The sequence below is a fragment of the Nocardioides sp. genome, from assembly GCF_047602075.1.
GTDB lineage: Bacteria > Actinomycetota > Actinomycetes > Propionibacteriales > Nocardioidaceae > Nocardioides.
Genome location: NZ_JASGIF010000002.1, coordinates 488,307 through 512,567, shown reverse-complemented (window position 1 = coordinate 512,567; position 24,261 = coordinate 488,307). Strand labels below are relative to the sequence as shown.

Below are 24,261 nucleotides of genomic sequence, written 5' to 3'. Positions count from 1 at the left end.
GTGGGTTGGCGGGAGACCGCGGGTGCGATTGGTTACGTCGACGGCAATCGGGGTGTGAGGCGATAGAGCATGCCGTCGGCGGAGTCCTCGGTGGACAGCTCGTCTCGGGCGACCAGCAGCTCTAGGTGGGCGCGGGTCTCCAAGGTCGCCAGGACAGTGTTGAACAGGTCGAGGTCGGCGAGCCGCAGCTCGTGTCGGGTCCAGGGGAGCAGGTGAGCGACGGCGTACGCCGTGAGCTGCTCGCCGCCGAACACCTCCAAGCACAGCGCCAAGCGCCGGTCGTGGTGGGCGGTCAACTCGTCGACCCGCGCATGCGTCGAGGCGGCCACCGGGCCATGGGCAGGCAGGAGCCGCAGGTCCGGCATCGCACGCACCTTCGCCAGCGAGGCGAGGAAGTCGCCGAGCGGTTGAGGGGCAACGACCGCCTCGAAGCCGATCGAGGGTGTGATCGTCGGCAACACGTGATCACCGGCGAACAGCAGGCCGGCCGCTCGGTCGGCGAAGACGAAGTGCCCCTGGGTGTGGCCGGGCGTGTGCACGGCATCCAGCACCCGGGAGCCGACAGCGAGGGTCTGGTCGCTCTCCAGCCAGGTGTCGGGGTAGCTCCACTGGGCCAGATCTGGCACCGACCCGGCGCTGAACCGCGCCCACGCCTCCGCGATCTCGGGGGCTCCCGCGGCGCGGAGCAGCACGGAGTTGAGGTCGCGTGCCGTCGGCTCGGGACTGTGGATCGCGTCCAGCGACGCCTTGTCGCCGAGGCCGAGGGACACGTGCGCGCCGAACTCGGCCCGCAGCACCGCGGCGAGGGTGTAGTGGTCCCGGTGAACATGGGTGACCAGGAATCGGGTGATGTCGGAGAGCCGGTGGCCCAGCTGAGCCAGCGCGCTCTCCAGAGCGGCCCGACCCTCTTGGATCGCCCAGCCGCCGTCGACCAGGGTCAGTCCCTCCTCGGTCTCCAGCACGTAGACGTTGACGGCACGCAGGCCGTCCATCGGGAGAGGCAGTGGGATCCGGTGGATCCCGTCCGCAGCGGGCCATGCCCCCGGCTCCGACCAGTGCAGACCGGAGTCGGGCGAGACGGACTTTGCGGTAGGGGTGCCGGGCATGGACCGATCATGCCTCAGAACGTGCGGGCTCTCGTCGTAGAGTCTCGACCGTGACCAGCTCGCCGTACGTCGTCGTGGTCGGCGGGGCGAACATGGACCTGAAGGCGCGCAGTGCCGCCCCGGTCGTGGCAGGGACCAGCAACCCGGGCTCGACACGCATGTCGGCAGGCGGGGTCGGGCGCAACGTGGCGGAGAACCTAGCCAGGCTCGGGTCGACCGTCCATCTGGTGGCTGCCGTCGGCGCGGATCCGATCGGTGACACCCTCCTGGGCGACACCGCAGCGACCGGGGTCGGGATCGGACATGTCCGCAGGCTCGAGGTGCCGACCGGAACCTACACCGCCATCCTCGACCACGATGGCGAGCTCGGCGTCGCGGTGGCCGACATGACCGCGACCGATGCCCTGGGGCCGGACGCGGTGCGGGAGTCGAAGGATCTGCTCAGCCGGGCGGCACTGATCGTGCTCGACGCCAACCTGGCGTCGCCCACCCTGACGGCGGCACTCACCGTGGCCGCCGCCAGCCGAGTGCCGGTGGTGCTGGATCCGGTGAGCGTGCCGAAGGCGGCCCGACTCGCCGGCGTCCTCGCCGTCGAACGGCCGATCCATACCGTCACGCCCAACGCCGACGAGCTCGCCGAGTTGACCGGCCTGCCCACCAGCCGCCCCGTCGAGGCGATCTCTGCCGCTCGCAGGCTGATGGAGAGCGGGGTTGCCAGGGTCTGGGTCCGGTTGGGTCCGGCCGGCTCGATGCTGGTCACGGCGGACTCCGACCCCGTGACGCTGTCGCCGTTCCCGGGCGAGGTCGTCGACGTGACGGGGGCGGGCGACGCGATGCTGGCGGCGTATTGTCACGCACTGCTCGCCGACCAACCTCCCGAGCTGGCGGCGACGCACGGCCAGGCAGCGGCGGCGCTCACCGTCGCCGTGCCCGAGACGGTCCGACCGGACCTGACCGCCGACCTGGTCGCACAGACCCTCACCTCGATCCCCGCATCATCCACCTCAGCGTCGTCCACGAAAGGGAGCCGATGACCGCACCACCCTTGAAAGTCGCCCCCGACGTCGCCGACGCCCTCGCCGAGGGTCGGCCCGTCGTGGCGCTGGAGAGCACGATCATCAGCCACGGCATGCCCTATCCGCAGAACGTCCAGATGGCGCGGGAGGTCGAGCAGATCGTCCGCGACCACGGCGCCACCCCGGCCACCATCGCGGTCCTGCACGGTCGGCCGCGGATCGGGCTGTCCACCGACGATCTCGAGCTGCTCGCATCCGACGAGGCGGTGAGCAAGGTCAGCGTCCGCGACCTGGGGTACGTCGTCGCGCGCGGCGCCCACGGCGCAACCACGGTCGCCTCCACCATGCGCCTGGCCAGCCTCGCCGGCGTTCGAGTCTTCGTCACCGGGGGCCTCGGCGGGGTCCATCGCGGGGCACAGCAGTCCTTCGACATCTCCGCCGACCTGGTCGAGCTGGCCACCACCCCGGTGGCGGTGGTCTCGGCGGGGGTGAAGAGCATCTTGGACATCGGCCTCACCCTGGAGACTCTGGAGACCTACGGCGTCCCGGTGTTGGCGGTGGGGTCGGACGAGTTTCCGTCGTTCTACTCCCGCTCGTCCGGTCACCACGCCCCGATGCGAGTCGACAGCGCCGACGAGGTGGCCGCCGTGATGCGCGCGCACTGGTCGCTCGGGCTGACCTCGGGGCTCGTCGTGGCCAACCCGATCCCGGTCGAGGACGAGATCCCCGCCGACGAGATCGGCGCGGTCATCGACCACGCACTGGCCGACCTGGACCGCCTCGGCATCAGCGGCAAGGACGCCACCCCCTATCTCCTGGGTCGGATCGTCGAGCTCACCGACGGCGCCAGCCTGACCGCCAACATCGCCTTGGTGCGTCACAACGCCCGTCTCGGCGCCGCGGTCGCCGCCCGGTTCGCCACGACCTGACCGCTGCCGGCGTGGTGGTGCCTGTCGCGCCCACTACCCTGACGCCTCATGCGGTGGTTGCGGCGAATCCTGGTCGGTCTCCTGCTGTTCGTCGTCATCGCGGCGGTGGCCGGCTACTGGTACGAGCGGCCGCTGCTGCTCACCGGGACCGGCTATGCCGCGCACAATGCCTGCGCGGTCCAGCATGTCGCCGGTCGCGACGATCCCGAGGACGATCTGCCGCCCAACCCGCTCGTCCCGTTCCTGCGTAGCAAAGACGTCGGCGACGGCGGGGTGCAGGCATCGCTGCTCGGCGTGCTCGCGAAGCAGACGGCGTGGTACACCCCCGGCTTCGGCTGCACCCTGGCCAAGGACCGACCCGGCCTCGGCACCGCGACTAAGGTCACCGCCGACGGCAACCGGTTCGCCGAGGTGGCCGAGCCGACGATGGCACCCGACGTCGAGAAGGCGGTGGCAACCGCGTTCGGCGACGACCTCTCCGCTGCCCAGCGCGACCAGCTCGGCACCCGTGCGGTCCTCGTGGCCCAAGACGGCGAGCTGATCGCGGAGCGGTATGCCGACGGCTTCGATGCCGACACCCCGCAGCTGGGCTGGTCGATGACCAAGAGTGCGACGAATCTGCTGTTGGGCCGGCTGGTCCGGCAAGGCACCGTGCAGATGACCGACGACCGCCTTCGGGCCGAGTGGAGCGACGACCGCGCCGACATCACTATCGCCCAGCTCGGCCAGATGACGAGCGGCCTGGCCTGGGACGAGACCTACGACCTGGGCACCCCGATCACCCAGATGCTCTACCGCGAGCCGGACATGGCGGCGTACGTCGCCAGCCGAGACCTCGCGCACCAGCCCGGCACCTATCAGCAGTACTCCAGTGGCAGCACCACTCTCCTCTGCTCGGTCCTCGCCGAACGCAGTGGCTCGCGAGCGGACCTGCCGCGCCGCGAACTGTTCGCGCCGCTCGGGCTCTCCTCCGCCGTACTGGAGCCGGACGCGGCCGGCACACCGGTATGCAGCTCCTACCTGTGGGCCACGCCGCGCGACTGGGCAGCGTTGGGTCAGTTCGCGTTGCAGCGTGGAGTCTGGTACGGCGAGCGGCTTCTCCCGGCCGGATGGATGAAGGCCTCGACCACGGCGGTCGACGTCCACACAGAAGACCCTGGCTATGCCACCGGTTGGTGGTCGAACACCGCCGCCGATGGCAGCCGGGTGGAGAGCTCACTTCCCGCGGATGCCTACTTCGCCGAGGGCCACGACGGCCAGTGGATCGTCGTCGTGCCCTCCGCGAAGCTGGTCGTCGTGCGGCTCGGCTTCAGCCCAGAGATCGACGATGTCGGCGCGGTTCGCCTGGCCGCCGACATCCTGCGACTCGATGCACATTCCTCCTAGCACTCAGCACCCGCGTAGAGCGCGCGGCAACGGGGTGGCATCTGCGTCCACCGCTTCCATCTGCCGCGGTCTTCATGCGTCTGCCGCGGTCTTGTGGTGGCAAAGTGCTCTGTATACCGGGTCCTCAGTCACCACAGCACCGCGGGAGATGGGTCAGGGCCACCACAGCACCGCGGGAGACGGGGCCCCGGCGGGTCGAGGGCTGCCGGCTGGGGCCCAGACCGCAACCCGGGACCGGGCGGCATCCAGTTTGCGCCCATACGGTGCACCCCATCCCAGCGTCCGACCACTACGCCACGCCGGGCTGTCTCGCGAGACTCCGCAAACGCAGCGGACCGCCCTCGGGGCATCGCGCAGCAGGCCACGGGCTTCCCACAAACGTCCTCACCCGCGCGGGCCTTCGCGCATCAGGCCGTCAAGACCCCCGATGGTCTCGGCCAGCTCGGGGTCGAACACTCCGTCGACGAGCACGAAGGCCACACGAGCCGGCTCGGTGCCACGGTTCGCCCAGGCGTGGTCGGTGCCGCGCTGAACGACGACGTCGCCGGCGCGCAGGGTGACCTCGGAGTCGTCGAGGATCAAGGTGATCTCCCCCGAGAGCACAATCCCGTAGTCGACCGAGGCGGTGCGGTGCACCGGCGACTGGAGGCCGCGGTCGTCGAGGTGGCCGGGCAAGAACTCGTTGATCCGGATCTTGGTGCCGAGCGGCGGTGGAGGCACGGCGAGAGTGCGCTGCGTCGGCTCGTCTGGCTCGACCGCCCGCACCACGGCGGGGGCGCCCTCGGTGTTCCAGATCTCGTGGAAGAAGACCCCGTCCTCCGGCAGTGAGCGGCTCACCGGGACTGGCCCGTCGGAGAGCACCACCGACACTCCCGCCGGGGTGTGTCCGGTGACGACCCGGCGCGGGATCGTGCCCTCCCCGCGCTCAGGCATGGCTCACGATCGGTCCGCCGTGCAACTCGACCATCTCGGGCCACGATGTGGAGAAAATCAGGGGGAACGGCGCCTCGAAGTCGGTCAGCTCGACGTAGGAGCAGTAGATGTTGCACACCACCCGTTCGCCCTCGGGCTGTACGAAGGCATGGATACCCGCAGCCAACTCCTCAAGGTATGGCGTACGGTCGTCCCAGCTCATGGGTCCAAGTGAGCACCACACGCTCGCCTGCGGACAAGGGACACCGTCATCACATCCGCCGATCACTGGCATAGCCGATCGGTACTGGCATAGCCGATCGGTACTGGCATAGCCGATCGGTCGTTCCGGCGTGCGACACCGGTGGCGAGGATCTGCCGGTGTCCACGATCGCCTCCCGCTCCGTGCTCCCAGAAGTGCGTTTCGGCTGGCCTCCTCCGCCCAGGCCTGGTCCTTCAGCCGACGGTCGGCCGATCGTCCTCGACCTCGATAGCCACGTCGTAGAGCAGCTGTCGCAGCCAGACCACGGCCGGATCGGCCTCGCGACGCGGATGCCAGTGAGCGGCCTCGGTGATCTGCACGGGGTCGAGCGGTGTCCGCGCGATCTGCAGGTCGAGGGTGGATAGGCATCGGCTCGCCAGCCGGGACGGAACGAAGGCGCACATGTCGGTGCCGGTGACGGCGAACGGCAGCGTCAGCAGACTGGTCACCTGGACGAGCACCGGCCGATCGACCACTCCCTGTGCGGTCATCTCGACCTCGAGTGGACGGGGTCGGCCCGCTGGCGCGAACTCCGCGACCGCGTGCGGTATCTCGCGCAGATCGTCGAGGGTCAGCGCACCGTCTCGAAGCCGGCGGTGGCCGCTGGCGACGATGCAGACGAGATGGTCGGTGAAGACCGGTTGGATCCGACCGGGCAGGTCGAACCCGAGTGGGGCGATGATCAGGTCGCGTCGCATGAGTTGGGTCTCGACCTGGTCGGGACGGACGTCGAGCGGATCCAGCGCGATCGCGCACCCGGGGGCCAGCTCGGCGACCAACCGGGTGATCGGCTCTGCGAGCACGGTCATGGCGTACTCCGACATCGTCACCGTGAAGCGGCGCTTGCTGGTGGTGGCGTCGAAGTCGCGTTGGTTGCCCAGCAGGGCCTCGGCCGCCTCGACCGCCTCCGCCACCACGGGCCGAAGCTGCTCGGCCAACGGCGTGAGCTCGAAGGCTCGGCCCGAGCGCACCAGAAGCTCGTCGTCGAAGTGCTTGCGCAACCGGGTGAGTGCGCCGCTCATCGCCGGCTGGCTCATCGTCATCCGCTCGCCGGCATGGGTGAGGTTGCGCTCCTCGAGCAACGCGTGCAAGGACAGCAACAAGTTGGCGTCGACATCTCTCAGCCGCTCCCTCACCACACGGACTCTAGTGGCAGAGTGACTCGCATCACGCAGCCTGACCCCGGCGAGAGGAGGTGCACGATGGCACTCGGAGGCACCGATCTCAACCTGATGCTCCCGTTGAAGGTGCTGTTGGAGGAGGGCAATGTCACCCGGGCCGGCCAACGGCTCGAGTTGAGCCAGCCCGCGATGAGCGCCGCGCTCGCCAAGTTGCGCCGTCGTTTCGACGACGAATTGTTGGTGCGCACCGGGCGCGAGTACGAACTCACCCCCTTCGCCCGCGATCTGCTGCCCGAGGTGCAGCATGCGGTGCGCCTGATAGGCACCGCACTGCAGCTCGAGAACGACTTCGACCCTGCGACGAGTATCCGCACGTTCCGGCTGACCATGAGCGACTACGCGATCGCAGTGGTCCACGAGCCACTCGTCCGCCTAGTCGAGGCCGAGGCACCCGGCGTACGCCTCAGCATCGGCCACCTCGGACCCGACAGCCGCTCCTCCGACCGGATCCTGGTCGACAACGACGCGTTGATCGCACCGTTGGGTTTCGGCTTTCCCGGCGCCTCACGGCCGCTGTGGAAGGACCGGATGGTGGTTCTCGCCGACCGCTCCAACCCGTGTCTGCGGGACGGGCGGCTCAGCCTCGATGCCCTTGCGGAGGTCCAGCACGCGGTGGCGTCCTTCGGTCCGGGCGTGCTGACGCCGGTAGACCGAGTCTTCGGCGACTACGGCATCGAGCGCCGGATCGCTCTCCAAGTCTTCGGCTTCCTGCCGCTGCCGTTCGTGATCCAGGGGACCGACATGGTCGCCGTCGTCCCCGAAATGCTGGCTCGATTGCACCGCACCGCCGACAGCCACCTGGTCATGATCGAGTTGCCTTTCGGCGAGGTCGTCCTCTCCGAGGGCTACTGGTTCGCCGAGAGCCGGCTCTCGGACCCCGCCCACCGGTGGCTCTTCGACCGCCTCGACGCGGTGGGCACCGAGCTCGCGGGGTCACCCTGACCCGTCAAAGATGTGGTCGCCCGACCAGATCACTCCCAATGGTTGGCGTTGGCCGCACCGTCGGGACCGGCGAGATAGCCGACGAAGACACCGTCCGGGTCTCGCTCGGCACACACCTTCTGCAACCGCTCCCAGGCTTCGTCGGACATGAATCTCACCTGTCGACGGGTGAGGTCGCTGTCGCCCAGATACTGGCCCACTGTGACAGGCTCGAGATCCGCCATCGCACCCTCCAGCCAGGAGACGCAGCGATCGTCGTCATCGGGCGACTCCCAGCAGACGTACGCCGCGAGATAGATCTCCGACTGCACCGAGAACGCCATGTCGGGCAGTCCACGCAGCGGTGCCATGCTGAACCAGATAGTGAACGCCTTCTGGTTCGGCAGAGTCGTGTACGCGCGTCGCATCGCGGGAATCACCTCCTCGGCAGTGCCAGAGAGCCACGCATTGTCGACCACCCAGCGATGCCCCTCGGGGTTGTCTTCGACCTGGCGACCTCGCTCGGCCTCGAAGGTGGTCGGCTCGTTGTCGACGGTCAAGATCGCGCGGTCAAGCACCGGGTTGGTGCGGAACGGTGCCAGCGCGGTCTCCGCTTCGGCCTCGTCACCCACCAACGCCAGGGCGGTGACGAGCAGGATCGGGCCCGGCGCGACCTGCAGGTCGGTCTTGGTGAGCGCGACGATCTCTACGGTGTCCGCCACGGTGGCGTGCAGGTCGTGTAGCCACGTCATCACGGCGTCGAAGTCGTCGAGGTGGAAGCCCTGGACGCTGTGCGCGACGTGGCGCGGCAACGGCAGCGTCTGCAGGTGGAAGCGGGTCACCACACCGGGGAAACCCGGACCGGCGCCACGGGCGGCCCAGTAGAGGTCGGCGTTCTCCTCCGCCGAGCAGTGCAACAGTTCGCCGGCCGCAGTCACGACGTCGAGCGCCATGACGTACTCCGCCGCCCAGCCCCAACCGCGGGCGTTCCAGCCCTGTCCGCCCTGAAGGAGGAAGCCCCCGATCCCGACGGTCGGGCAGTGCCCGCCAACGAAGAACCGACCGCGTTCGGCGAGGTACGGCGCAAGTTCGGCGCCACCCTTCGTCGAGGGCGAAACGACCACGACCGCGGTGGCCTCGTCGTAGGCCAACTCGTGGTAGTCACCGAGATCGACGACCAGTGCGTCGTCGCGTACCGACCACTGTGCCCAGCTGTGGCCACCGGAGCGGACCGCGATCTGCCATCCGCGCGTCCGGGCGAGCCGGACCGCCGCCACGATCTCGTCCTCGGTGGTCGGCCTCACCAGGGCCGTCGGTTGGCGGTCGACCAGCCGGCGATTGAAGATCCGGTCGACTCGAGCGGCCTCGAAGTCCTCGGACTCTCGATCGATCAGCTTCATGCGGGCTCGACCAGGGCGTGCAGGGTCTGGCCCATGATCCGGCCCGGGTCGGCACCGGGAGTGTCCGGGTGGATCTCCCAGTCGGCGAGGGTCAGGCTGTTGTCGAGCACCATCTTCACCCGCGGGAACCGCCGCTCCATGAACGCCGACAGCACCTCCTCCACGGTCGCGCCCGCTGCGCCCGAAGTCAGCATCTCGGCCAGGACGACCGCGTCTTCTGAGCACATCGCGGCGCCCTGGGCGATCAGCGGCGGACAGGCGTGGGCGGCGTCGCCGATGATGATGGTGCGCCCTCGATACCAGGGGGACTCGACGCAGATCGCTTCGATCCACTGATAGTTGACGATCGCGTCGTCGGGCAGGCTGTCGCGTACCTCGCCCCAGATGCCGCCGTAGCCCTGGCCATGCTCCTTGAGCTCCTTGCCGCGAGGACCTTCACCGACCATCGATCGGTCGAGGTTCTCCTCCAGCAGGAACGCATAGCAGAGATCCTCGGAGATCGGGGTGTAGCCGGCCTTGAATTTCGGGCCGCCGTAGTACATCTCCGAGCAGTCCATCTCTGCGGGTCGCTTGGCGACGGTCCGCCAGATGCCCATGCCGACGTGCTGCGGCTCGGTGTCGATGCCGATCATGCGACGCACCTTCGACCGGATGCCGTCGGCGCCGACCAGCAGGTCCACGGTTTCGGTCGACCCGTCCGACAGCGTCACGGTGACCCCCCCTGGTGACTGAGCGCCGTGGTCCTCGAACGCCGTGAGGGTAGTGCCGAGGCGTACGTCGACGCCGGCCGCGGGTAGCCGCTCGGCGAGGATGTCGGCGATGTCACCGCGGACTGCGCCCATCGTGCCGGGCAGGTCGGGCCCGCCCATCGGTGGGGTGGGGATCTCGGCGATCACCTGGCCGTCAGCGCTCTTGAGGCGCAGGTGGTTGAAGGCATAGCCCCGCTCGGCCAGCTCGTCATAGATGCCGACCGAACGGAACGCCTTGAGCGCGTTGCCCTGCAGGGTGATCCCGTGGCCAACGCCACCCAGCGACTCGCGCAGGTCGACCAGGACGACTTCGACGTCCCGCTGCCGCAAGGCCAGCGCAAGGACCCCGCCGGTGATGCCGCCGCCGACGATCAGGACGCGATGGACGACGCGGGACTCGGGCATGAGGCCTCCTTGACGATGTGGCTGCGGTCACAGCAAAGCGCCACCGCGTCAGGTTCGGAACCCTCTGCGTGCTGATGCCAGGCATCGCTGTCACAGGCACCGTTCCGGACGAATGGCAGGCATTCACACGGACGTTTTCCCCCCGGTTAGGCGATGCGACAGACTCGCCCCGAGGTGACGCTAGTCACACGGTCTCGAATGGAGACAGCGGCAGATGCCGTCCGTTCACGAAGGAGCAGATATGAGCCAAGACTTCAGCGCGGACAGTCGTTCTGCGCGACCTGCCTGGCTGCGGAGCGGTCGCCGGAGGGGCAGGATCGCAGCCGTAGGCGCCGTCGTCGCCCTGGTAGGTGCGACCCTGGTCGGCTGCGGCTCGGACTCGGACACCGGCGGCGACGCCGAGGTGACCGACTCCGGGTCGTCCAGCCTCAGCGCCGACGCGCAGGCGGCCCTGGATGCGGCGTACGCCGGCCTAGGCTCCGACCTGTCGAACCTGCCCGCGGTGACACCGAAAGAGGGCGTGAACTTCTACGTCATCTCCTGCGGCCAGTCGGTCTCTAGCTGCTCCGCACCGACGGAGGCGATGATGGACGCCGCGAAGACGGCTGGCTGGTCGGCCCACATGGCCGACGGCAAGCTCAGCCCGGACGGCTTCGCGGCCGCGATCCGCCAAGCGATCGCTGGCGGCGCCGACGTGATCGTGCCGGTCGGGTTCGACTGCCAGGCGGCTCAGGCGGCTTTCCAGGAGGCGAAGAAGGCGGGCATCACCATCGTCGGTGGCGGTGGCCCAGACGACTGCTCCCCGAAGTTGTGGGACTCCGAACGGCTCTGGCTCGACGGCTACACCGGTGAGCAGATGTGGGGCACCTTCGGTCAGTTCGCGGCGGACTGGGCCTTCGGCCAGGTCGGCGGCGAGGTTAAGGCGATCACACTGACCGCCTCGACGAACAGCTGGGGTCCCTGGATCACTACCGGCTTCGACGACCAGCTCAAGAAGCTCGGCAACAGCACGGTGGAGCAGAACATCGACATCTCCGACCCGGAGACGGCCGACGGCTCCTTCATCCAGAAGGTCACCACCGCGCTGCTGGCCCACCCCGACGTCAACGTGCTCCAGGTGCCGGTCGGCGGCTGGCTCACCTCCGGCCTCTACCAGGCGATCGTCTCCTCGGGTCGCCAGGACCTGACCATCGTGGTGGGCGGCCAGTCCGACGAGTCGGTCATGGACCTGATCCGCAAGGGCTCCGACAACGGCCTCACGCTCGGCGCCATCCCGCAGGCCCAGACCTGGGGCGCGTGGGGTTCGATCGACACCGCGATCCGGGTTCTGGCCGGACAGGACCCGGTCGAGATCGGTGAGCAGATCCAGGCAGTCGACGCTGACCACAACCTGCCCGACTCGGGTCCGTACGACGGCTCGGTGGACTGGAAGTCGGCGTTCCTGACCTCGTGGGGCAAGGCCTGATCGTGGTCTCGACGACAGCGCAGGCGGCGGCCGGGGGCACCTCCCCGGCCGCCCGCCGGCCCGCGTCGGAGGAGATGGCGCTGCGCGTCACGGGCCTGAACAAGAGCTTCGGTTCGGTCCAGGTCCTCACTGACGCCTCGCTCACCGTGCGGCGCGGCACCGTGCACGCCCTGCTAGGCGGGAACGGCTCGGGCAAGAGCACGACCATCAAGATCTTGGCCGGGGTCTACCAGGCCGACTCCGGCGACCTTGAGGTTGGCGGCGAGTCCTACGGCCTCGACGGCTACACCCCGGCGACGGCGGAGCGGGCCGGGCTGCGGTTCGTACACCAGGACCTCGGTCTCTTCGACGACCTCAGCATCGAGGAGAACTTCGCGCTCGACGCTGGCTATCCGCGCAACGCCGCCGGCGGCATCGACTGGAAGAGGCTGCGCCAGCGGGTCACCGAGCTGATCGCGGCGTACGAGATCCAAGGCGGACCGCGCACGCCCGTCAACCACCTGCGCGCCGCCGACCGCACCTTGGTCGCGATCGCGCGCGCCCTGCAGGACGACGAGTCGGGCAACCGCGTGGTTGTGCTCGATGAGCCAACCGCCTCCCTGGGCAAGAAGGAGTCCGAGGAGTTGCTCGGCCACGTGCGTCGCCGGGCCGACCTCGGCCAGACCTTCGTCATCGTCAGTCACCGGCTGCAGGAGGTTCTCTCCGTGGCCCAGGACTTCACCATCTTCCGGGACGGCGTAGTGGTCGGCGAACTCGTCGATGCGCGGCCGACCGAGGACGAGATCGTCGCGATCATGGCCGGCCGTGCCGTCGCGGCCCTGCGGCCCACCGGGTCGATCAGCCATGCCACCGCCCAGTCGGTACTGGAGTTCCGCGGCGTCGGGGGCGGCGCGCTGGACAACGTCGACCTGACCGTGCACCGCGGCGAGATCGTCGGGGTGGCGGGGCTGGCCGGATCCGGCCGCTCGACCCTGTTGTCGATGGCGTTCGGCGCCACCCAACCGACCTCGGGCCAGATGTTCCTACACGGGAAGCCGTTCGCGCCGCGCCGCATCGACGAGGCGATGGAGGCGGGCATCGCGCTGGTCCCCGAGGACCGTGGCCATGAGGCCGCCTTCCCCGATCTGACGACCGCCGAGAACCTTGCGATGAGCGTCCTGCAGCGGCTCTGGCGCCGTGGCCTGATCCGCCGGCGCGAGTCCCGGGCGAACGCCGAGCGGCTGATCGCGAAATTCGGAATCAAGGTCGCCGGGCCCGATGCCCTGTTCAGCTCCATGTCGGGCGGCAACCAGCAGAAGGTCGTCCTGGCCCGCTGGCTTCAGCGCAATCCTCAGGTCATCCTCCTCGACGAGCCGACCCAGGGCGTCGACGTGATGTCCCGCGTCGACATCTACACCGTGATCCGCGAGACCGCGGCGGAGATCGGCGCCTGCGTCCTGATCGCCTCCAGCGATCTCAGCGAGTTGCATGCCCTGTGCGACCGAATCGTCGTCCTCGGTGACGGCCGCGTCAGCCAGGAGGTGGCGGCCAGCGAGGTGAGCGTCGACGACCTCACCGGCCTTGTCCTCAAAGCACCCCAGGCGGGGCACGAGCCGGCCGTGACCGTCTCGGTCGCACCCTCACCAGCAGTGAAGAACACGGAAGGCAGCCCGACATGACCGAGACCTCGCATGTGCAGTCGGTGCCCGAACAGCAGAGCACGTCGGGTCAGACCTCGCCGCAGCCGAACCCGCGCCGCGGTGCCCGCGCGATCTCCTTCGGCGCCCGCGACCTGGTCCGCTTCCTAGAGAACTACGCGCTGGTTCTGATCACCATCGCGGTGGCGATCTTCTTCGCGGTGACGCCCCCGGCCAACGTCGCCTTCCCGACGATCAACAACGTCAACGTCGTGCTGGGCAACAACGCCGTCGTACTGCTGCTCGCGCTGGCCGCGCTGTTCCCGCTGGTCTGCGGCTTCTTCGACTTCTCACTCGGTTCGACGGCGGTCTTCGCCTCGGTGTTGTGCGCCGGGCTGCAGACCAAGTCCGGCCTGCCGCTGATCGTGGCGATCATCATCCCGCTGCTGATCTCGGTCGGGATCGGTCTGCTCAACGGGCTGTTCGTGACCAGGTTCAAGATGAGCCCGTTCGTGACCACGTTGGGCATGGCGACGCTGTTCTCGGGCGTCACGATCTGGTACTGCAACGGTCGCACCTTCGTGCTCGACGGCTCCTCGGCACTGATCTCGTTCGGCTCCTCGCGCTGGTTCGACCTACCCGCAGTCTTCTTCGTGGTGCTGATCGTGGCGGCGGTGATTTGGTACTTCTTCCGGCACACACCGTACGGCCGCTCGCTCTACGCGATCGGCTCCAACGCCACCAGCGCGCGCTTGGTCGGTGTGCCGGTGGACCGCAACGTCTGGACCGCCTTCGTGGTCTCGGCGCTGATCTCCGGCCTCGCCGGGGTCCTCCTGCTCGGTCGCCAGGGCAGCGCGACGGCGGTGGACGGCGGCTCCCTGCTCTTCCCGGCACTGGCCGCGGTCTTCCTCGGCGCGACGGCGATCACACCAGGCTTCTTCAACGTGGTCGGCACCGTGATCAGCGCCGTCTTCGTCTCGATCTCGGTCAGCGGACTGACCCTGATGGGGGCCAGCGGGTGGGCCACGAACGTCTTCAACGGCGGCGCGCTGCTGCTCGCGGTCGGGCTCTCGACCTACCTCGGCCGTCGCAGACTCAGCGGCAAGGACTGATACCAGACATCGTGTGGATCCGCGTTCCGCCGGGTCCGTGCCGGACCTAGGGTGACAGCGGCGGACAACCCGCGCGCAGCCGGTTCACATCTCGTCGGGTCGCTGCGGGCGTCCCTTCACCTCAACAGAAACAACACCTAGGAGAGCACTCATGGCCTACGTCGTCAGCGCCGTCTGGACCGCCAACCCGGGTCAGGAAGGTGTCGTTCTCGACGCGATCGAGAAGCTCGGCCCACCGTCGCGCCAGGAGCCGGGGAACCGCTTCTACCAGGCCTACCAGGACCCGGCCGAGCCGCTGATCTTCCGCCTCTTCGAGATCTACGACGACGAAGCCGCCTACGCCGCGCACGGTGCGTCGGAGCACTTCAAGGAGTTTGCTCTGGAGCAGGCGATCCCGATGCTCGCCGACCGCGAGCGGGCGTTCTACGAGACGATCGGCTGAGCTGGTATGCGACTGGCCGCGTTCCGGCGCCGCGACGACCCCGACGGGGCTCGTCGGGTGGGCCTCGTCGTCGGTGACGACTCGAGTGACGGACTCGGCAGGTGGATCCACCCGTTCCCAGACGACACCGATCTGGTCGAGCTGCTGGCGGCCGATCCGGCCGAACGCGAGGCCCTGGCCGACCTCGCCGCCCAGGGCGACGGATTGCGCCTCGCGGCCGTCATTCTGCTGCCGCCGGTCTACCCGGTGGCGATGCGCGACTTCCTCACCTTCGAGGCCCACGTCGACGGGATGGAACGCGGCCACGGCAACCCCGGCCCGCCGGCCGAGTGGTACGACGCGCCGGTCTTCCTCTTCATGGCACCGCATGCCGTGACCGGGCCCTACGACGACATCGCCATGCCACCGGACACCGAGCGGTTCGACTTCGAACTCGAGATCGCCGCGATCGTGTGCCGCGACGTCTGCGACGCGACTCCGGAACAGGCGCTGGCCGCGATCGGTGGCTACTGCGTGATGAACGACTGGTCGGCACGCGACGTCCAAAGCAAGGAGATGACGCTCAAGCTCGGGCCGTCCAAGGGCAAGGACTTCGCCACCACCATCGGCCCGTGGGTGGTCACCCCCGACGAGCTCGACGACTGCCGCGACGAAGACGGCTTCCTCGACCTGAAGATGACCGTCAAGGTCAACGACGAGCCGGTCGGAGCCGACCGATCGGCCCACATGGGCTGGTCTTTCGAGCAGTTGGTCTCGCACGCGTCCCGGGCGTCGTGGGTCAAGGCCGGCGAGGTGCTCGCCTCCGGCACCTGCTCCGGCGGCTCCCTCGCCGAGGCCTGGGGACGCAATGGCTCGCTGACCCCGCCGCCCCTCCAGGTCGGTGACGTCGTCGAGATGACCATCGAGCGGCTCGGCACGATCCGCAACCGGATCGTCGAGACCGGCGACGTGGTCGCCCCCGTCGCCCCGGCCCGTCGGCGCACGGCTGTCGGTGGGCGACTGGGGGCCTCCGCATGAGGAAGGGCGTCCAGTGAGCTTCGTGACAACCCACAATCCCGCGACCGGCGGGGTGCTCGCGTCGTACGACGCACACGACGAGGTCGCCGTCGAGCACGCTCTCGCGGAGACCCACGCGGCCTCGCATGCGTGGGCCGCGACCCCGCTCAGCGAGCGACTCGCCCTGCTCCGCGTTGTCGGCAAGCTGCTCACCGAACGGCGTGAGGAGTATGCCGCGCTGATCACCGCCGAGATGGGCAAGCCGGTCGCCGAGGCACTCGGGGAGATCGACAAGTGCGCCTGGAACTGCGACGTGGTCGCGAACCTCGCCGACGACTGGCTCGCCGACCATCCGATCGAGTCGAGCGCGTCCCGATCCTGGCTGGCCTACGAGCCCATCGGCGTCATCTTCGCCGTGATGCCCTGGAACTTTCCCTTCTGGCAGGTGCTCCGCTTCGCCTGTGCGGCACTGGCCGCCGGCAACGCCGCACTGCTCAAGCACAGCCCTGAGGTCACCGGCTGCGCACTGGCGATCGAAGAACTGTTCGGCGACGCCGGTGCGCCCCCTGGCCTGTTCCGTTCGCTCGTCGTCGCTGCCGAGGACGTCCCAGCAGTCTCCCGTCGAGTCGTCGAGGACGATCGGGTCGCCGCGGTCACACTGACCGGCAGCGAGCGGGCCGGTTCGGCGATTGCCGCGACCGCCGGGGCGGCAATCAAGAAGTCCGTGCTCGAGCTCGGCGGCTCCGACCCGTTCGTGGTGCTGGCCGACGCCGACGTCACCGACGCAGCCGCCACGGCGGTCAGGGCGCGGTTCAACAACACCGGTCAGAGCTGCGTGTGCGCCAAGCGATTCATCGTCCACCAGGACGTGGCCGAGGAGTTCCTCGATCGCTTCGTCGAGGGCGTGGCCCAGCTGCGGGTCGGCGACCCCAGCGATCCGGCGACCACGATCGGCCCGATGGCGCGCCTGGATCTGCGAGACGCGATCCTCCGCCAGGTCGAGGCGTCGATCGCACAAGGTGCCCGACTGGTCGTCGGTGGTCACGCGATCGACGCGCCCGGCTGCTACCTGGAGCCGACCGTACTGGTCGATATCGAACCCGATATGACCGCCTTCGTCGAAGAGACCTTCGGCCCGGTCGCTGCGGTCAGCCGAGCCCGCGACGACGAGCACGCGATCGAGCTGGCCAACGGCACCCCGTTCGGGCTGGGCGCCTCTGTCTGGGGCGAGACCGAGCACGCCATCACCGTGGGTCGCCGGATCCGCTCCGGTGCGCTCTTCGTCAACGCAATGGTGGCTTCCGACCCACGGCTGCCCTTCGGCGGCACCGGCCGCAGCGGCTACGGACGCGAGCTCTCCGCCGAGGGCATCCGCGAGTTCACCAATGCCCGCACGATGGTGGTGGCATAACGATGCACGCCTTCGACCACGTCGGGCTCTCCGTGGCCGACCTCGACGCGATGACCGGGTGGTACGCCACGGTCCTCGGTCTGTCCGTGGAGTTCGAGTTCGAACTGCCGGGCGGGCTCATGCGGGGCGCGATGCTGCACAGTCCCGACGGCTATCGCATCGAGCTGCTGCATCGTCCGGACAGTGTGACCGGCCTCCAAGCCGGCAATCCGCTCGAGGCGGCCGCCACTCGCGGCTTCGGCCACGTCGCCTTCGACGTCCCCGACGTGGACGCGGCCTACCACGCCCTGATCAGCCACGGCGCGTCCGATCGGATGAGCCCTCGACCCTCACCCGAACCAGGGGTCCAGATGGCCTACGTCGCCGACCCCGAGGGCAACCTGATCGAACTGCTCGACCGCGCCGCCGCCAAGGCCGCCGGCCGCTACGGCCACGGGGACGCACACGACCCGGGGAGCACCTCGTGAGCGGGCGTCTTGCCGGGAAGGTCGCGCTGATCACCGGGGTCGGCGGCGGCATGGGCGTCGTCGCGGCCCGTAGGTTCGCGGCCGAAGACGCCAAGGTGGTCGGCTGCGACCTCGACACCGACGGCGCCGCGGCTACCGAGGCGCTGGTGCGGTCGGAGGGCGGAGAGATCACCGTGATGGGCGGGGTCGACCTCGGCGACGCCGACGCGGCCCGTGCGTGGGTCGACGCCGCGGTGGCGACGTACGACGGCATCGACGTGCTCTACAACAACGCCTCTACGCAGCGGTTCGCCCCGATCGAAGAGATGTCGATCGCCGACTGGGATTTCACCATGCGCAACGAGCTCGACCTCGTCTTCTACACCGTGAAGGCGGCGTGGCCGCACCTGAAGAAGCACGGCGGCGGCTCGATCGTCAACGTGGGCTCGATCGCGGCCATGCGTGGGGTGGAGTTCATGGCGCAGAACGCTCACAGCACCGCGAAGGGCGGCGTGATCGCGCTGACCTTGCAGCTGGTCGTGGAGGGCGGACCCTTCGGCATCCGCGCCAACACGATCAGCCCCGGTATGACCGAGACTTCCAACACCGCGACGCTGCTGGCCGATCCTCCGGAGCGGATGCGCACGGTCGTGCTCGACCGGATCCCGCTGGGCCGCCACGGCCAGCCGGAGGACGTCGTCAACGCAGCGGTCTTCCTCGCCTCCGACGAGTCCTCGTGGGTCAGCGGCACCAACATCGTCGTCGACGGCGGCGCGTCCGTCCTCGGCTAGGCACCCAGGCAAGGGAGAAGGAACATGAACGAATCCAGCGAGTACAACGGACACCTCAACGAGCACGGCATCACTCATCTGCGCCACGTCGACCTGGCAGTGCCGGACTACGAAGTCCAGCGCGGCTTCTACCGCGACACCTGGGGGCTGACCGAGCAGGGAACCGATGGCGACATCACCTACTTCGCCGCCGAGGGCTCGCCGGAGCACTACATCGTCCGGCTGCGCAAGTCGGCTGAGAAGCGCCTCGACCTGATCTCCTTCGGCGCGCAGAGCGCCCCAGCGGTCGACCAGCTCGCCCAGAAGCTCGGCAGCCAGGGCGTGCAGCTGATCGGCGAGCCCGACAAGCTGCAGACCGCGGGCGGCGGCTACGGCTTCCGCTTCTTCGATATCGACGGCCGCACGATCGAGATCAGCTCCGATGTCGAGACCCGACGGCACCGCGAGATCGAGGAGGGCGAGTCGATCCCGGTGCGTCTCTCGCACGCGGTGATGAACTCCGACGATCCCAACAAGACTCGCGACTTCTACGCCAATGTCCTCGGCTTCAAGCTCTCCGACACGCTCTGGGGCGAGCACATGGGCGAGATGATGCACTTCCTGCGGTGCAACGACTGGCATCACAGCCTCGCGATCGCCCGCGGTCCGCACACCTCGGTTCACCACGTCTCCTTCGAGCTGCGCGGCCTCGACGAATACCTCTACGGCACCGGCCGCGTGATGCGCGCGGGCATCAAGAAGATCTGGGGTCCGGGGCGCCACCACGCGGGCAACAACACCTTCACCTATTTCCTCGACCCCAGCGGAAACACGATGGAGTACACCACCGAGCTCGAGCGACTCACCACCGACGAGTGGCACCCCTCGGTCTACGACATCGCCGACCCCAACACCCAGGATCTGTGGGGAATCGCGGACCCCATGTCGGAGTTCATCGCGCGTGACTCCTTCAACGACCCCGACCAGGGCGTCTTCGTCCCGCCCCCGGTCTGACATGGTTGGTCTTGCCGGCAAGGTCGTCGTCGTGACAGGTGCGGCACGTGGCCAGGGGGCAGCAGAGGTCCGCGCACTAGCGGGGGCCGGGGCGACGGTGATCGCGACCGACGTCTTGCCCTTCGAGCAGCTCAAGGAGGAGGGGCCGGGACGGGACGGAGCATCGGGCATCGTGGTCGAGCGCTACCTCGACGTCACCGATGCCGAGGGGTGGACCGAACTCGCCTCGTGGCTCGCTGGCGCCTATCCCGCCGTGCACGGCCTGGTCAACAACGCCGGAGTCGCCGCCCGCGAGCGGCTGCCGCACGTGAGCCTCGACGCATGGGACCGCACCTTCGCCATCAACGTCACCGGGCCGATGCTCGGCATCCAGACGCTGGTGCCGCTGATGCCGTCGGGCTCCTCGATCGTCAACATCTGTTCGGTTGCGGCAGTCTCCGGTCACGCCGCTGCGGCCTACACCGCGTCGAAGTGGGCGCTGCGCGGCCTGACCAGGTCGGCCTCCCTCGAGCTCGGGTCGACCCGGGGCATCCGGGTCAACGCGGTCATGCCCGGCCTGGTGGACACGCCGCTGATGGAGTCCGCGCCGGAAGCATTCTTCTCCGCTGCACTGGCCGAGATCCCGCTCGGCCGGGTCGGGCTGCCGGCCGACATAGCACCGACGGTCGTCTTCTTGATCTCCGACGACGGCGCCTATTACAACGGCGCCGAGCTGGTGATCGACGGCGGCCTGTCCGCCCACGTGAGTCACAAGCGGATCGCGGACGCCACCCGGCCCCCGGAGCTCTCGGAATGAGATTCGCGACCCTGCGCCAGGGTGCAGCAGTGGTCGACTCCGAGGGGTGGTGCGACGCGCCACGATCGTCAACGCCGACGAGCTCGCGCCGTACGCCGCCACCGCCGCGCTCCGGCGACGTGGTGACCATGGAGGTCGAGGGGATCGCAACCCTGACCGGATCGGTGGCCTAGACGGTATGACGTGACCCTCTCGCGGCCGGGCGGGATCGGGCACGAGCTTCGCTGGCCTGGATTGCCGATACCTCCCATCACCGGAGGCTGGTTCCTCAACCGAGGTGACGACCGGCACAGTGGCTGTCATGTTCGAGTACTTCACCGGCCCCAAGTACGTCTGGAACCTCGGCGTCTGCGCGACGCTCAACAATGGCGGTGCCATCGACGAGGTGGACCGCGCCTGCCGGCCTGCGCGCGAGGCCGCTGACGTGGACTCGGGCAGCAAGGTCTTCATGCAGTCCTGGAAGGCGATCGCCGACCAGGTCGCCGAGCAGGCCCGTGCGTCCGAGGCGGCCGGTCACCTGCGCACGGCAGGCCAGCAGTGGTACCGCTCGGGCCTGTACGTCTGCCAGGCCGAGCGGATGCTCTCCAACACCGACCCCGGCCGCCGGGCGTTCTACCAGCAGGCCCTGGACGCCTTCGCGAAGGTCTTCGAGGTCGCCGACCCCGCCACGTCGCGGGTCGAGGTGCCGTTCGAGGACACCACGTTGCCGGCGTACTTCTCCAATGCCTCGAAGGACGGCGAGCCGGTGCCGTGCGTGATCATGTGGAACGGCCTGGACTCCACCAAGGAGCACATGTACACCTCGGGCTGGGCGCAGGAGATGCGAGAGCGCGGCATCTCGGTGCTGATGATCGACAACCCTGGCTCCGGTGAGGCGCTCCGATTCCAAGACCTCAAGGCGCGCATCGAGTCCGAGGACTGGGCCCAAGCCCAGGTCGACTATCTCGAGTCCCGCTCCGACGTCGACGGCGACCAGATCGGCCTGGTCGGCTGGTCGCTCGGCGGCTACTACGTGCCACGTGCCGCTGCGTTCGAGAAGCGGATCAAGTTCGTCGCCGTGTGGGGCGCCAACCACAACTGGGGTGAGGTGCAGAGGAAGCGGCTCCAGCGCGAGGGCGAGAACCCGGTGCCGCACTACTGGGAGCACGTGCTCTGGGTGTGGGGCTTCGACGACGTCGAGAAGTTCATCGAGTACGCCGAGGGCATCGACCTGGACGGGATCGTCGAGAAGATCACCGTCCCGTTCCTGATCGCACACGGCGCGAACGACCGTCAGATCTCGGTCGACTACGCCCACCAGTCCTACGACCAGGCGGTCAACAGCCCCAAGCGCGAGTTGCGGATCTTCACCATCGACGAGGGTGCTGCCGAGCACGTCGGTCTCGACCACATGCCCCACATCAACGCCTACATCGCCGACTGGGTCGAAGACACCCTCGCCGAACTCGACACCTGATCCCCATGCCGGTGGAGTTGTTCACGACCGGCACGACCGGGTCGGGTCAGCCTTCGGTCATCGAGGGTCGAGCATGTGATCAGGAGCGGGCTGGTCAGCGAGCCGACCAGTCCGAGCGTGACGACAGACCTCATCGGCAGCGCCTTCCTCGCGAGGCCGTGATTCCTGATCTTCCATCGTGGCTTCGAAGTCCGGTGCGGGCATCGTGGAAACCCCGCAAACGCGGTCATCGGCCGACATGACCGCGGGAAACCCACGATCTCTGGGAATGCGTGTGGGACGTCTCGGCCGTCGCGCAGCAGGCCACCGGCTTCCCCAACACGTTCTGACGGCATCGAATCGGTGGATACTGCTGGAGTGTGGCAGGAAGCCGCCGATGTTCTGGACCTCGGCTTGTTGCTCGCAGTCGGACTAGCCGTGACTAGGGTCTCGGCGACTAGGCCTCGTCGCGGACAGCGGCACGACGCATGAACTCCCACACCAGGCCGTGAGCGATGACGACGAGCAAGATCAGCAGGAGTGCGACCGCTTGGATCGGGGCGAGGCCGAGGGGTGACACCAGCTCCGGCGCAAGGCCGATCAGGGCCACCATTCCATAGAGCACGGCAGCCACCGCCTGGTAGGGCGCGGCGCCCTCCTCCGCGGTGAGCGAGAACAGCCTGATCGCGGACACCGCTCCGACCACCGAGATGACCAGGAAGCTCACCCGCCAGACCGCGGCGCTATCGGAGCCACCAACCTGGGCGAACAGACCCATCAGCGCGGGCAGCAAGAAGGCGAGATACACGCCACCGACGGCCCGCCGTAGAGCGTCGTCTCGCAGCCACTGCGGATGACCCTGGACGACGTTCCACCACAGGCCCACCAAGGTGAAGCAGGTCGCCGAGAAGAGTCCGTAGAACGCGCTGATGTCCATGGGCAGCCCCGATCGCTCCGGACAACCTAGCGTCACGACCGTCTGCCGCGGAGTTGTGACGTCTCCTGCGCCCCTATGGGTGCTCAGTGCCCGGTCTACCAGACACTCACCCCCCACAACCACGCACCAGACGGGTCCGAGCACCCATAGACCCGCGCCAGACGGGCACTAGGCCCCACAACGGCGCGGGAGATGGGCACCGGCTGGGTGAGGGGTTGCCGTTTGGGCCCAAACCGCAACCCCGGACCGAGCGGGATGCAGTTTGCGCCCAATCGATGACCCTCCCCGGCCCGGACCGGCACCTCTGGTCACAGTAGTCACACGAGTCGCTGCTACCGCCAGCCGACCAGCAACCCGGACAACGACCCCGGACCACCGACCCACCTCTCCGCGTCGGAGCCCTGTCGATCGGCACCACAAGCCACCAGCAGCCCCAAAGCCCAAGCGGAGCGCCCACCCCACCGATCGAGACCTGAGCCGCCTACTCGCGGCGGAGCTTGTCGTCGATCCAGATCATGGCCGAGCCCACCAGGCCGGCGACGTCGTGGACCAGGCGGCCGAGGGCGTCCTGGGTGCGTCGGAAGGCGTCGCTGTACGACGACGCCGCCTCCTGCGCCGCGAGAGAGAGGCCCGCGGTGGCATCGTCCTCTCGATGCGGATAGTCCCCACCGAGGATGGTGGTGTACTCCCCGGAGTCGACCCAGGTGCGCAGCTCCCGCGCTCGCACCACTGCGAACGGATGGGAACGGGTCTCGGTCATCATCAGCTTGAGCACCGAGTCCCGCAGGTCCTCGGTCTCGGTGTACTCCGTGCCCTGCTCGAGGAACGAGGTGATGTCGAGGCTCTCCAGGTGACCTCCGCTGGCCAGCTTCATGTGCACCCGCGTCGCCACCGCGGGATCCTGCGCGGCCAACAGGCCGGCTCGATCGGCGGACAGTTCGGATTTGCGCGACCACTCCATCAGTGCGGCCGTGATCACCCGGAGGCCGACGGCACCACCGGGCACGCTGGTCAGCACTCCGCTCAGTGCCAGCAGCCTGATCAGCAAGGTGCGATAGACGGCGTGCCCGCTCAGCGCGTGCCCCAGCTCGTGGCCGACGACGAACCGGAGCTCGTCCTCGTCGAGCAGGTCGACCAAGGCCGAGTTGAGGCAGATGATCGGGCGGGACATGCCGACCGTCATCGAGTTGAGGACCGGGTCGGCGATGACGTACATCTCCGGCAGCGTTGCGGCGTCAAGCGCCGAGCCCACCTCGGCCAGCGTGCGATGGAGCTCAGGGAACTGCCGCTCGCTCACCCGCACCGCCGAGCCCAAGAAGAGCAGCCGCACCTGGCGCTCGTCGAGCAGGGAGTTGAACGCCTTCAACAGCGAGTCGAACCCCTTGAGCTTGCGCAGCGCGACCAACGCACCGCGATCCGCCGGGTGCTCCCAGGCTCGCGAACTGATCCCGGGCAGTGCCACCCGCCCCCGTGCCGGCTTCTTCGTCGCCATGCCGCCATCGTCGCATCGACTGCACCGCGCTGTCCTGGGGATGGCAGCCGCACACGACGAGC

24 protein-coding genes are annotated in these 24,261 nt (G+C 68.7%); 16 read left to right on the top strand and 8 right to left on the bottom strand.

Features of this window, described 5'->3' with window-relative positions; all coding sequences use genetic code 11:
- Positions 1-32: 32 nt before the first annotated feature.
- Positions 33-1,106 carry an MBL fold metallo-hydrolase gene (locus QM714_RS15145; RefSeq protein WP_415102018.1) on the bottom strand — a complete coding sequence of 358 codons (1,074 nt, stop codon included), beginning with the start codon at positions 1,104-1,106 and terminating at the stop codon, positions 33-35.
- Between the two features lie 50 nt (positions 1,107-1,156).
- Here QM714_RS15145 and QM714_RS15140 point away from each other — a divergent pair, with 50 nt between their 5' ends.
- Genes QM714_RS15140 through QM714_RS15130 form a run of 3 tightly spaced genes read left to right on the top strand, consistent with a single transcriptional unit; the run spans position 1,157 to position 4,437 of the window.
- Positions 1,157-2,140 (top strand): carbohydrate kinase family protein, encoded by a 984-nt coding sequence (locus tag QM714_RS15140; protein WP_415102016.1) that lies wholly within the window; start codon positions 1,157-1,159, stop codon positions 2,138-2,140.
- On the top strand, positions 2,137-3,051 hold the full coding sequence (locus tag QM714_RS15135) for a pseudouridine-5'-phosphate glycosidase (protein WP_415102014.1): 915 nt from the start codon (positions 2,137-2,139) through the stop codon (positions 3,049-3,051). The genes QM714_RS15140 and QM714_RS15135 overlap by 4 nt, the downstream gene beginning before the upstream one ends.
- Before the next feature lie 48 nt (positions 3,052-3,099).
- On the top strand, positions 3,100-4,437 hold the full coding sequence (locus QM714_RS15130) for a serine hydrolase domain-containing protein (RefSeq protein ID WP_415102012.1): 1,338 nt from the start codon (positions 3,100-3,102) through the stop codon (positions 4,435-4,437).
- Between the two features lie 384 nt (positions 4,438-4,821).
- Here QM714_RS15130 and QM714_RS15125 read toward each other — a convergent pair whose 3' ends face one another.
- The 3 genes from QM714_RS15125 to QM714_RS15115 form a co-directional block, all read right to left on the bottom strand.
- Positions 4,822-5,370 (bottom strand): cupin domain-containing protein, encoded by a 549-nt coding sequence (locus tag QM714_RS15125; RefSeq protein WP_415102010.1) that lies wholly within the window; start codon positions 5,368-5,370, stop codon positions 4,822-4,824.
- Positions 5,363-5,572 (bottom strand): hypothetical protein, encoded by a 210-nt coding sequence (locus QM714_RS15120; protein WP_415102008.1) that lies wholly within the window; start codon positions 5,570-5,572, stop codon positions 5,363-5,365. Before QM714_RS15120 ends, QM714_RS15125 begins: the two co-directional genes overlap by 8 nt.
- 233 nt (positions 5,573-5,805) lie before the next feature.
- The gene (locus tag QM714_RS15115; protein WP_415102006.1) at positions 5,806-6,747 is read right to left on the bottom strand and encodes a LysR family transcriptional regulator; all 942 of its coding nucleotides are present in this window, start codon (positions 6,745-6,747) and stop codon (positions 5,806-5,808) included.
- A gap of 66 nt (positions 6,748-6,813) precedes the next feature.
- Between QM714_RS15115 and QM714_RS15110 the strand changes: the two genes are divergently transcribed.
- Complete coding sequence (locus QM714_RS15110; protein ID WP_415102004.1) at positions 6,814-7,734, top strand: LysR family transcriptional regulator; 921 nt, start codon at positions 6,814-6,816, stop codon at positions 7,732-7,734.
- Positions 7,735-7,763: 29 nt separating this feature from the next.
- Here QM714_RS15110 and QM714_RS15105 read toward each other — a convergent pair whose 3' ends face one another.
- Both QM714_RS15105 and QM714_RS15100 read right to left on the bottom strand, forming a co-directional pair.
- Positions 7,764-9,113 (bottom strand): FAD-binding oxidoreductase, encoded by a 1,350-nt coding sequence (locus QM714_RS15105; RefSeq protein ID WP_415102002.1) that lies wholly within the window; start codon positions 9,111-9,113, stop codon positions 7,764-7,766.
- Positions 9,110-10,267 carry an FAD-dependent monooxygenase gene (locus tag QM714_RS15100; RefSeq protein ID WP_415102000.1) on the bottom strand — a complete coding sequence of 386 codons (1,158 nt, stop codon included), beginning with the start codon at positions 10,265-10,267 and terminating at the stop codon, positions 9,110-9,112. Before QM714_RS15100 ends, QM714_RS15105 begins: the two co-directional genes overlap by 4 nt.
- A gap of 241 nt (positions 10,268-10,508) precedes the next feature.
- On the opposite strand from QM714_RS15100, the gene QM714_RS15095 reads away from it, so the two are divergent.
- From QM714_RS15095 to QM714_RS15040, 12 genes are all read left to right on the top strand, one after another.
- Positions 10,509-11,732, top strand: coding sequence for a sugar ABC transporter substrate-binding protein (locus QM714_RS15095; protein ID WP_415101998.1), 1,224 nt, complete (start codon positions 10,509-10,511; stop codon positions 11,730-11,732).
- A 2-nt stretch (positions 11,733-11,734) separates the two neighbouring features.
- Entirely contained in the window at positions 11,735-13,390 is a 1,656-nt protein-coding gene (locus QM714_RS15090) for a sugar ABC transporter ATP-binding protein (RefSeq protein WP_415101996.1), read from the top strand.
- Entirely contained in the window at positions 13,387-14,460 is a 1,074-nt protein-coding gene (locus QM714_RS15085) for an ABC transporter permease (protein WP_415101994.1), read from the top strand. Before QM714_RS15090 ends, QM714_RS15085 begins: the two co-directional genes overlap by 4 nt.
- Before the next feature lie 151 nt (positions 14,461-14,611).
- Positions 14,612-14,902 carry a putative quinol monooxygenase gene (locus tag QM714_RS15080; RefSeq protein ID WP_415101992.1) on the top strand — a complete coding sequence of 97 codons (291 nt, stop codon included), beginning with the start codon at positions 14,612-14,614 and terminating at the stop codon, positions 14,900-14,902.
- Positions 14,903-14,908: 6 nt separating this feature from the next.
- Complete coding sequence (locus QM714_RS15075) at positions 14,909-15,919, top strand: fumarylacetoacetate hydrolase family protein (protein WP_415101990.1); 1,011 nt, start codon at positions 14,909-14,911, stop codon at positions 15,917-15,919.
- 22 nt (positions 15,920-15,941) lie between these two features.
- Positions 15,942-17,309: an aldehyde dehydrogenase family protein gene (locus QM714_RS15070; RefSeq protein ID WP_415101988.1), complete on the top strand. Its 1,368-nt coding sequence runs from the start codon at positions 15,942-15,944 to the stop codon at positions 17,307-17,309.
- Between the two features lie 2 nt (positions 17,310-17,311).
- Complete coding sequence (locus QM714_RS15065) at positions 17,312-17,776, top strand: VOC family protein (protein ID WP_415101986.1); 465 nt, start codon at positions 17,312-17,314, stop codon at positions 17,774-17,776.
- The gene (locus QM714_RS15060; protein ID WP_415101984.1) at positions 17,773-18,546 is read left to right on the top strand and encodes an SDR family NAD(P)-dependent oxidoreductase; all 774 of its coding nucleotides are present in this window, start codon (positions 17,773-17,775) and stop codon (positions 18,544-18,546) included. Before QM714_RS15065 ends, QM714_RS15060 begins: the two co-directional genes overlap by 4 nt.
- Positions 18,547-18,570: 24 nt before the next feature.
- Positions 18,571-19,539, top strand: coding sequence for a VOC family protein (locus QM714_RS15055; protein WP_415101982.1), 969 nt, complete (start codon positions 18,571-18,573; stop codon positions 19,537-19,539).
- 31 nt (positions 19,540-19,570) lie between these two features.
- Positions 19,571-20,335, top strand: a complete 765-nt coding sequence (locus tag QM714_RS15050; protein WP_415101980.1) for an SDR family NAD(P)-dependent oxidoreductase — start codon at positions 19,571-19,573, stop codon at positions 20,333-20,335.
- Between the two features lie 46 nt (positions 20,336-20,381).
- Positions 20,382-20,522 (top strand): hypothetical protein, encoded by a 141-nt coding sequence (locus QM714_RS15045; protein WP_415101978.1) that lies wholly within the window; start codon positions 20,382-20,384, stop codon positions 20,520-20,522.
- Positions 20,523-20,636: 114 nt separating this feature from the next.
- Complete coding sequence (locus QM714_RS15040; protein ID WP_415101976.1) at positions 20,637-21,791, top strand: alpha/beta hydrolase family protein; 1,155 nt, start codon at positions 20,637-20,639, stop codon at positions 21,789-21,791.
- Positions 21,792-22,227: 436 nt separating this feature from the next.
- Here the strand turns inward: QM714_RS15040 and QM714_RS15035 are convergent, their stop codons facing one another.
- Both QM714_RS15035 and QM714_RS15030 read right to left on the bottom strand, forming a co-directional pair.
- Positions 22,228-22,707: a hypothetical protein gene (locus QM714_RS15035; RefSeq protein WP_415101974.1), complete on the bottom strand. Its 480-nt coding sequence runs from the start codon at positions 22,705-22,707 to the stop codon at positions 22,228-22,230.
- A gap of 481 nt (positions 22,708-23,188) precedes the next feature.
- A complete protein-coding gene (locus QM714_RS15030; RefSeq protein WP_415101972.1) occupies positions 23,189-24,199 on the bottom strand; it encodes a M48 family metallopeptidase in 1,011 nt (336 codons plus the stop codon).
- Between the last annotated feature and the right edge of the window lie 62 nt (positions 24,200-24,261).

Coding starts and splice junctions, on each gene's coding strand:
- QM714_RS15145 (WP_415102018.1), bottom strand. CDS start 1,106: ATGCCCGGCACCCCTACCGCAAAGTCCGTCTCGCCCGACTCCGGTCTG.
- QM714_RS15135 (WP_415102014.1), top strand. CDS start 2,137: ATGACCGCACCACCCTTGAAAGTCGCCCCCGACGTCGCCGACGCCCTC.
- QM714_RS15130 (WP_415102012.1), top strand. CDS start 3,100: ATGCGGTGGTTGCGGCGAATCCTGGTCGGTCTCCTGCTGTTCGTCGTC.
- QM714_RS15125 (WP_415102010.1), bottom strand. CDS start 5,370: ATGCCTGAGCGCGGGGAGGGCACGATCCCGCGCCGGGTCGTCACCGGA.
- QM714_RS15120 (WP_415102008.1), bottom strand. CDS start 5,572: ATGAGCTGGGACGACCGTACGCCATACCTTGAGGAGTTGGCTGCGGGT.
- QM714_RS15110 (WP_415102004.1), top strand. CDS start 6,814: ATGGCACTCGGAGGCACCGATCTCAACCTGATGCTCCCGTTGAAGGTG.
- QM714_RS15105 (WP_415102002.1), bottom strand. CDS start 9,113: ATGAAGCTGATCGATCGAGAGTCCGAGGACTTCGAGGCCGCTCGAGTC.
- QM714_RS15100 (WP_415102000.1), bottom strand. CDS start 10,267: ATGCCCGAGTCCCGCGTCGTCCATCGCGTCCTGATCGTCGGCGGCGGC.
- QM714_RS15095 (WP_415101998.1), top strand. CDS start 10,509: ATGAGCCAAGACTTCAGCGCGGACAGTCGTTCTGCGCGACCTGCCTGG.
- QM714_RS15085 (WP_415101994.1), top strand. CDS start 13,387: ATGACCGAGACCTCGCATGTGCAGTCGGTGCCCGAACAGCAGAGCACG.
- QM714_RS15080 (WP_415101992.1), top strand. CDS start 14,612: ATGGCCTACGTCGTCAGCGCCGTCTGGACCGCCAACCCGGGTCAGGAA.
- QM714_RS15075 (WP_415101990.1), top strand. CDS start 14,909: ATGCGACTGGCCGCGTTCCGGCGCCGCGACGACCCCGACGGGGCTCGT.
- QM714_RS15065 (WP_415101986.1), top strand. CDS start 17,312: ATGCACGCCTTCGACCACGTCGGGCTCTCCGTGGCCGACCTCGACGCG.
- QM714_RS15055 (WP_415101982.1), top strand. CDS start 18,571: ATGAACGAATCCAGCGAGTACAACGGACACCTCAACGAGCACGGCATC.
- QM714_RS15040 (WP_415101976.1), top strand. CDS start 20,637: ATGTTCGAGTACTTCACCGGCCCCAAGTACGTCTGGAACCTCGGCGTC.
- QM714_RS15035 (WP_415101974.1), bottom strand. CDS start 22,707: ATGGACATCAGCGCGTTCTACGGACTCTTCTCGGCGACCTGCTTCACC.
- QM714_RS15030 (WP_415101972.1), bottom strand. CDS start 24,199: ATGGCGACGAAGAAGCCGGCACGGGGGCGGGTGGCACTGCCCGGGATC.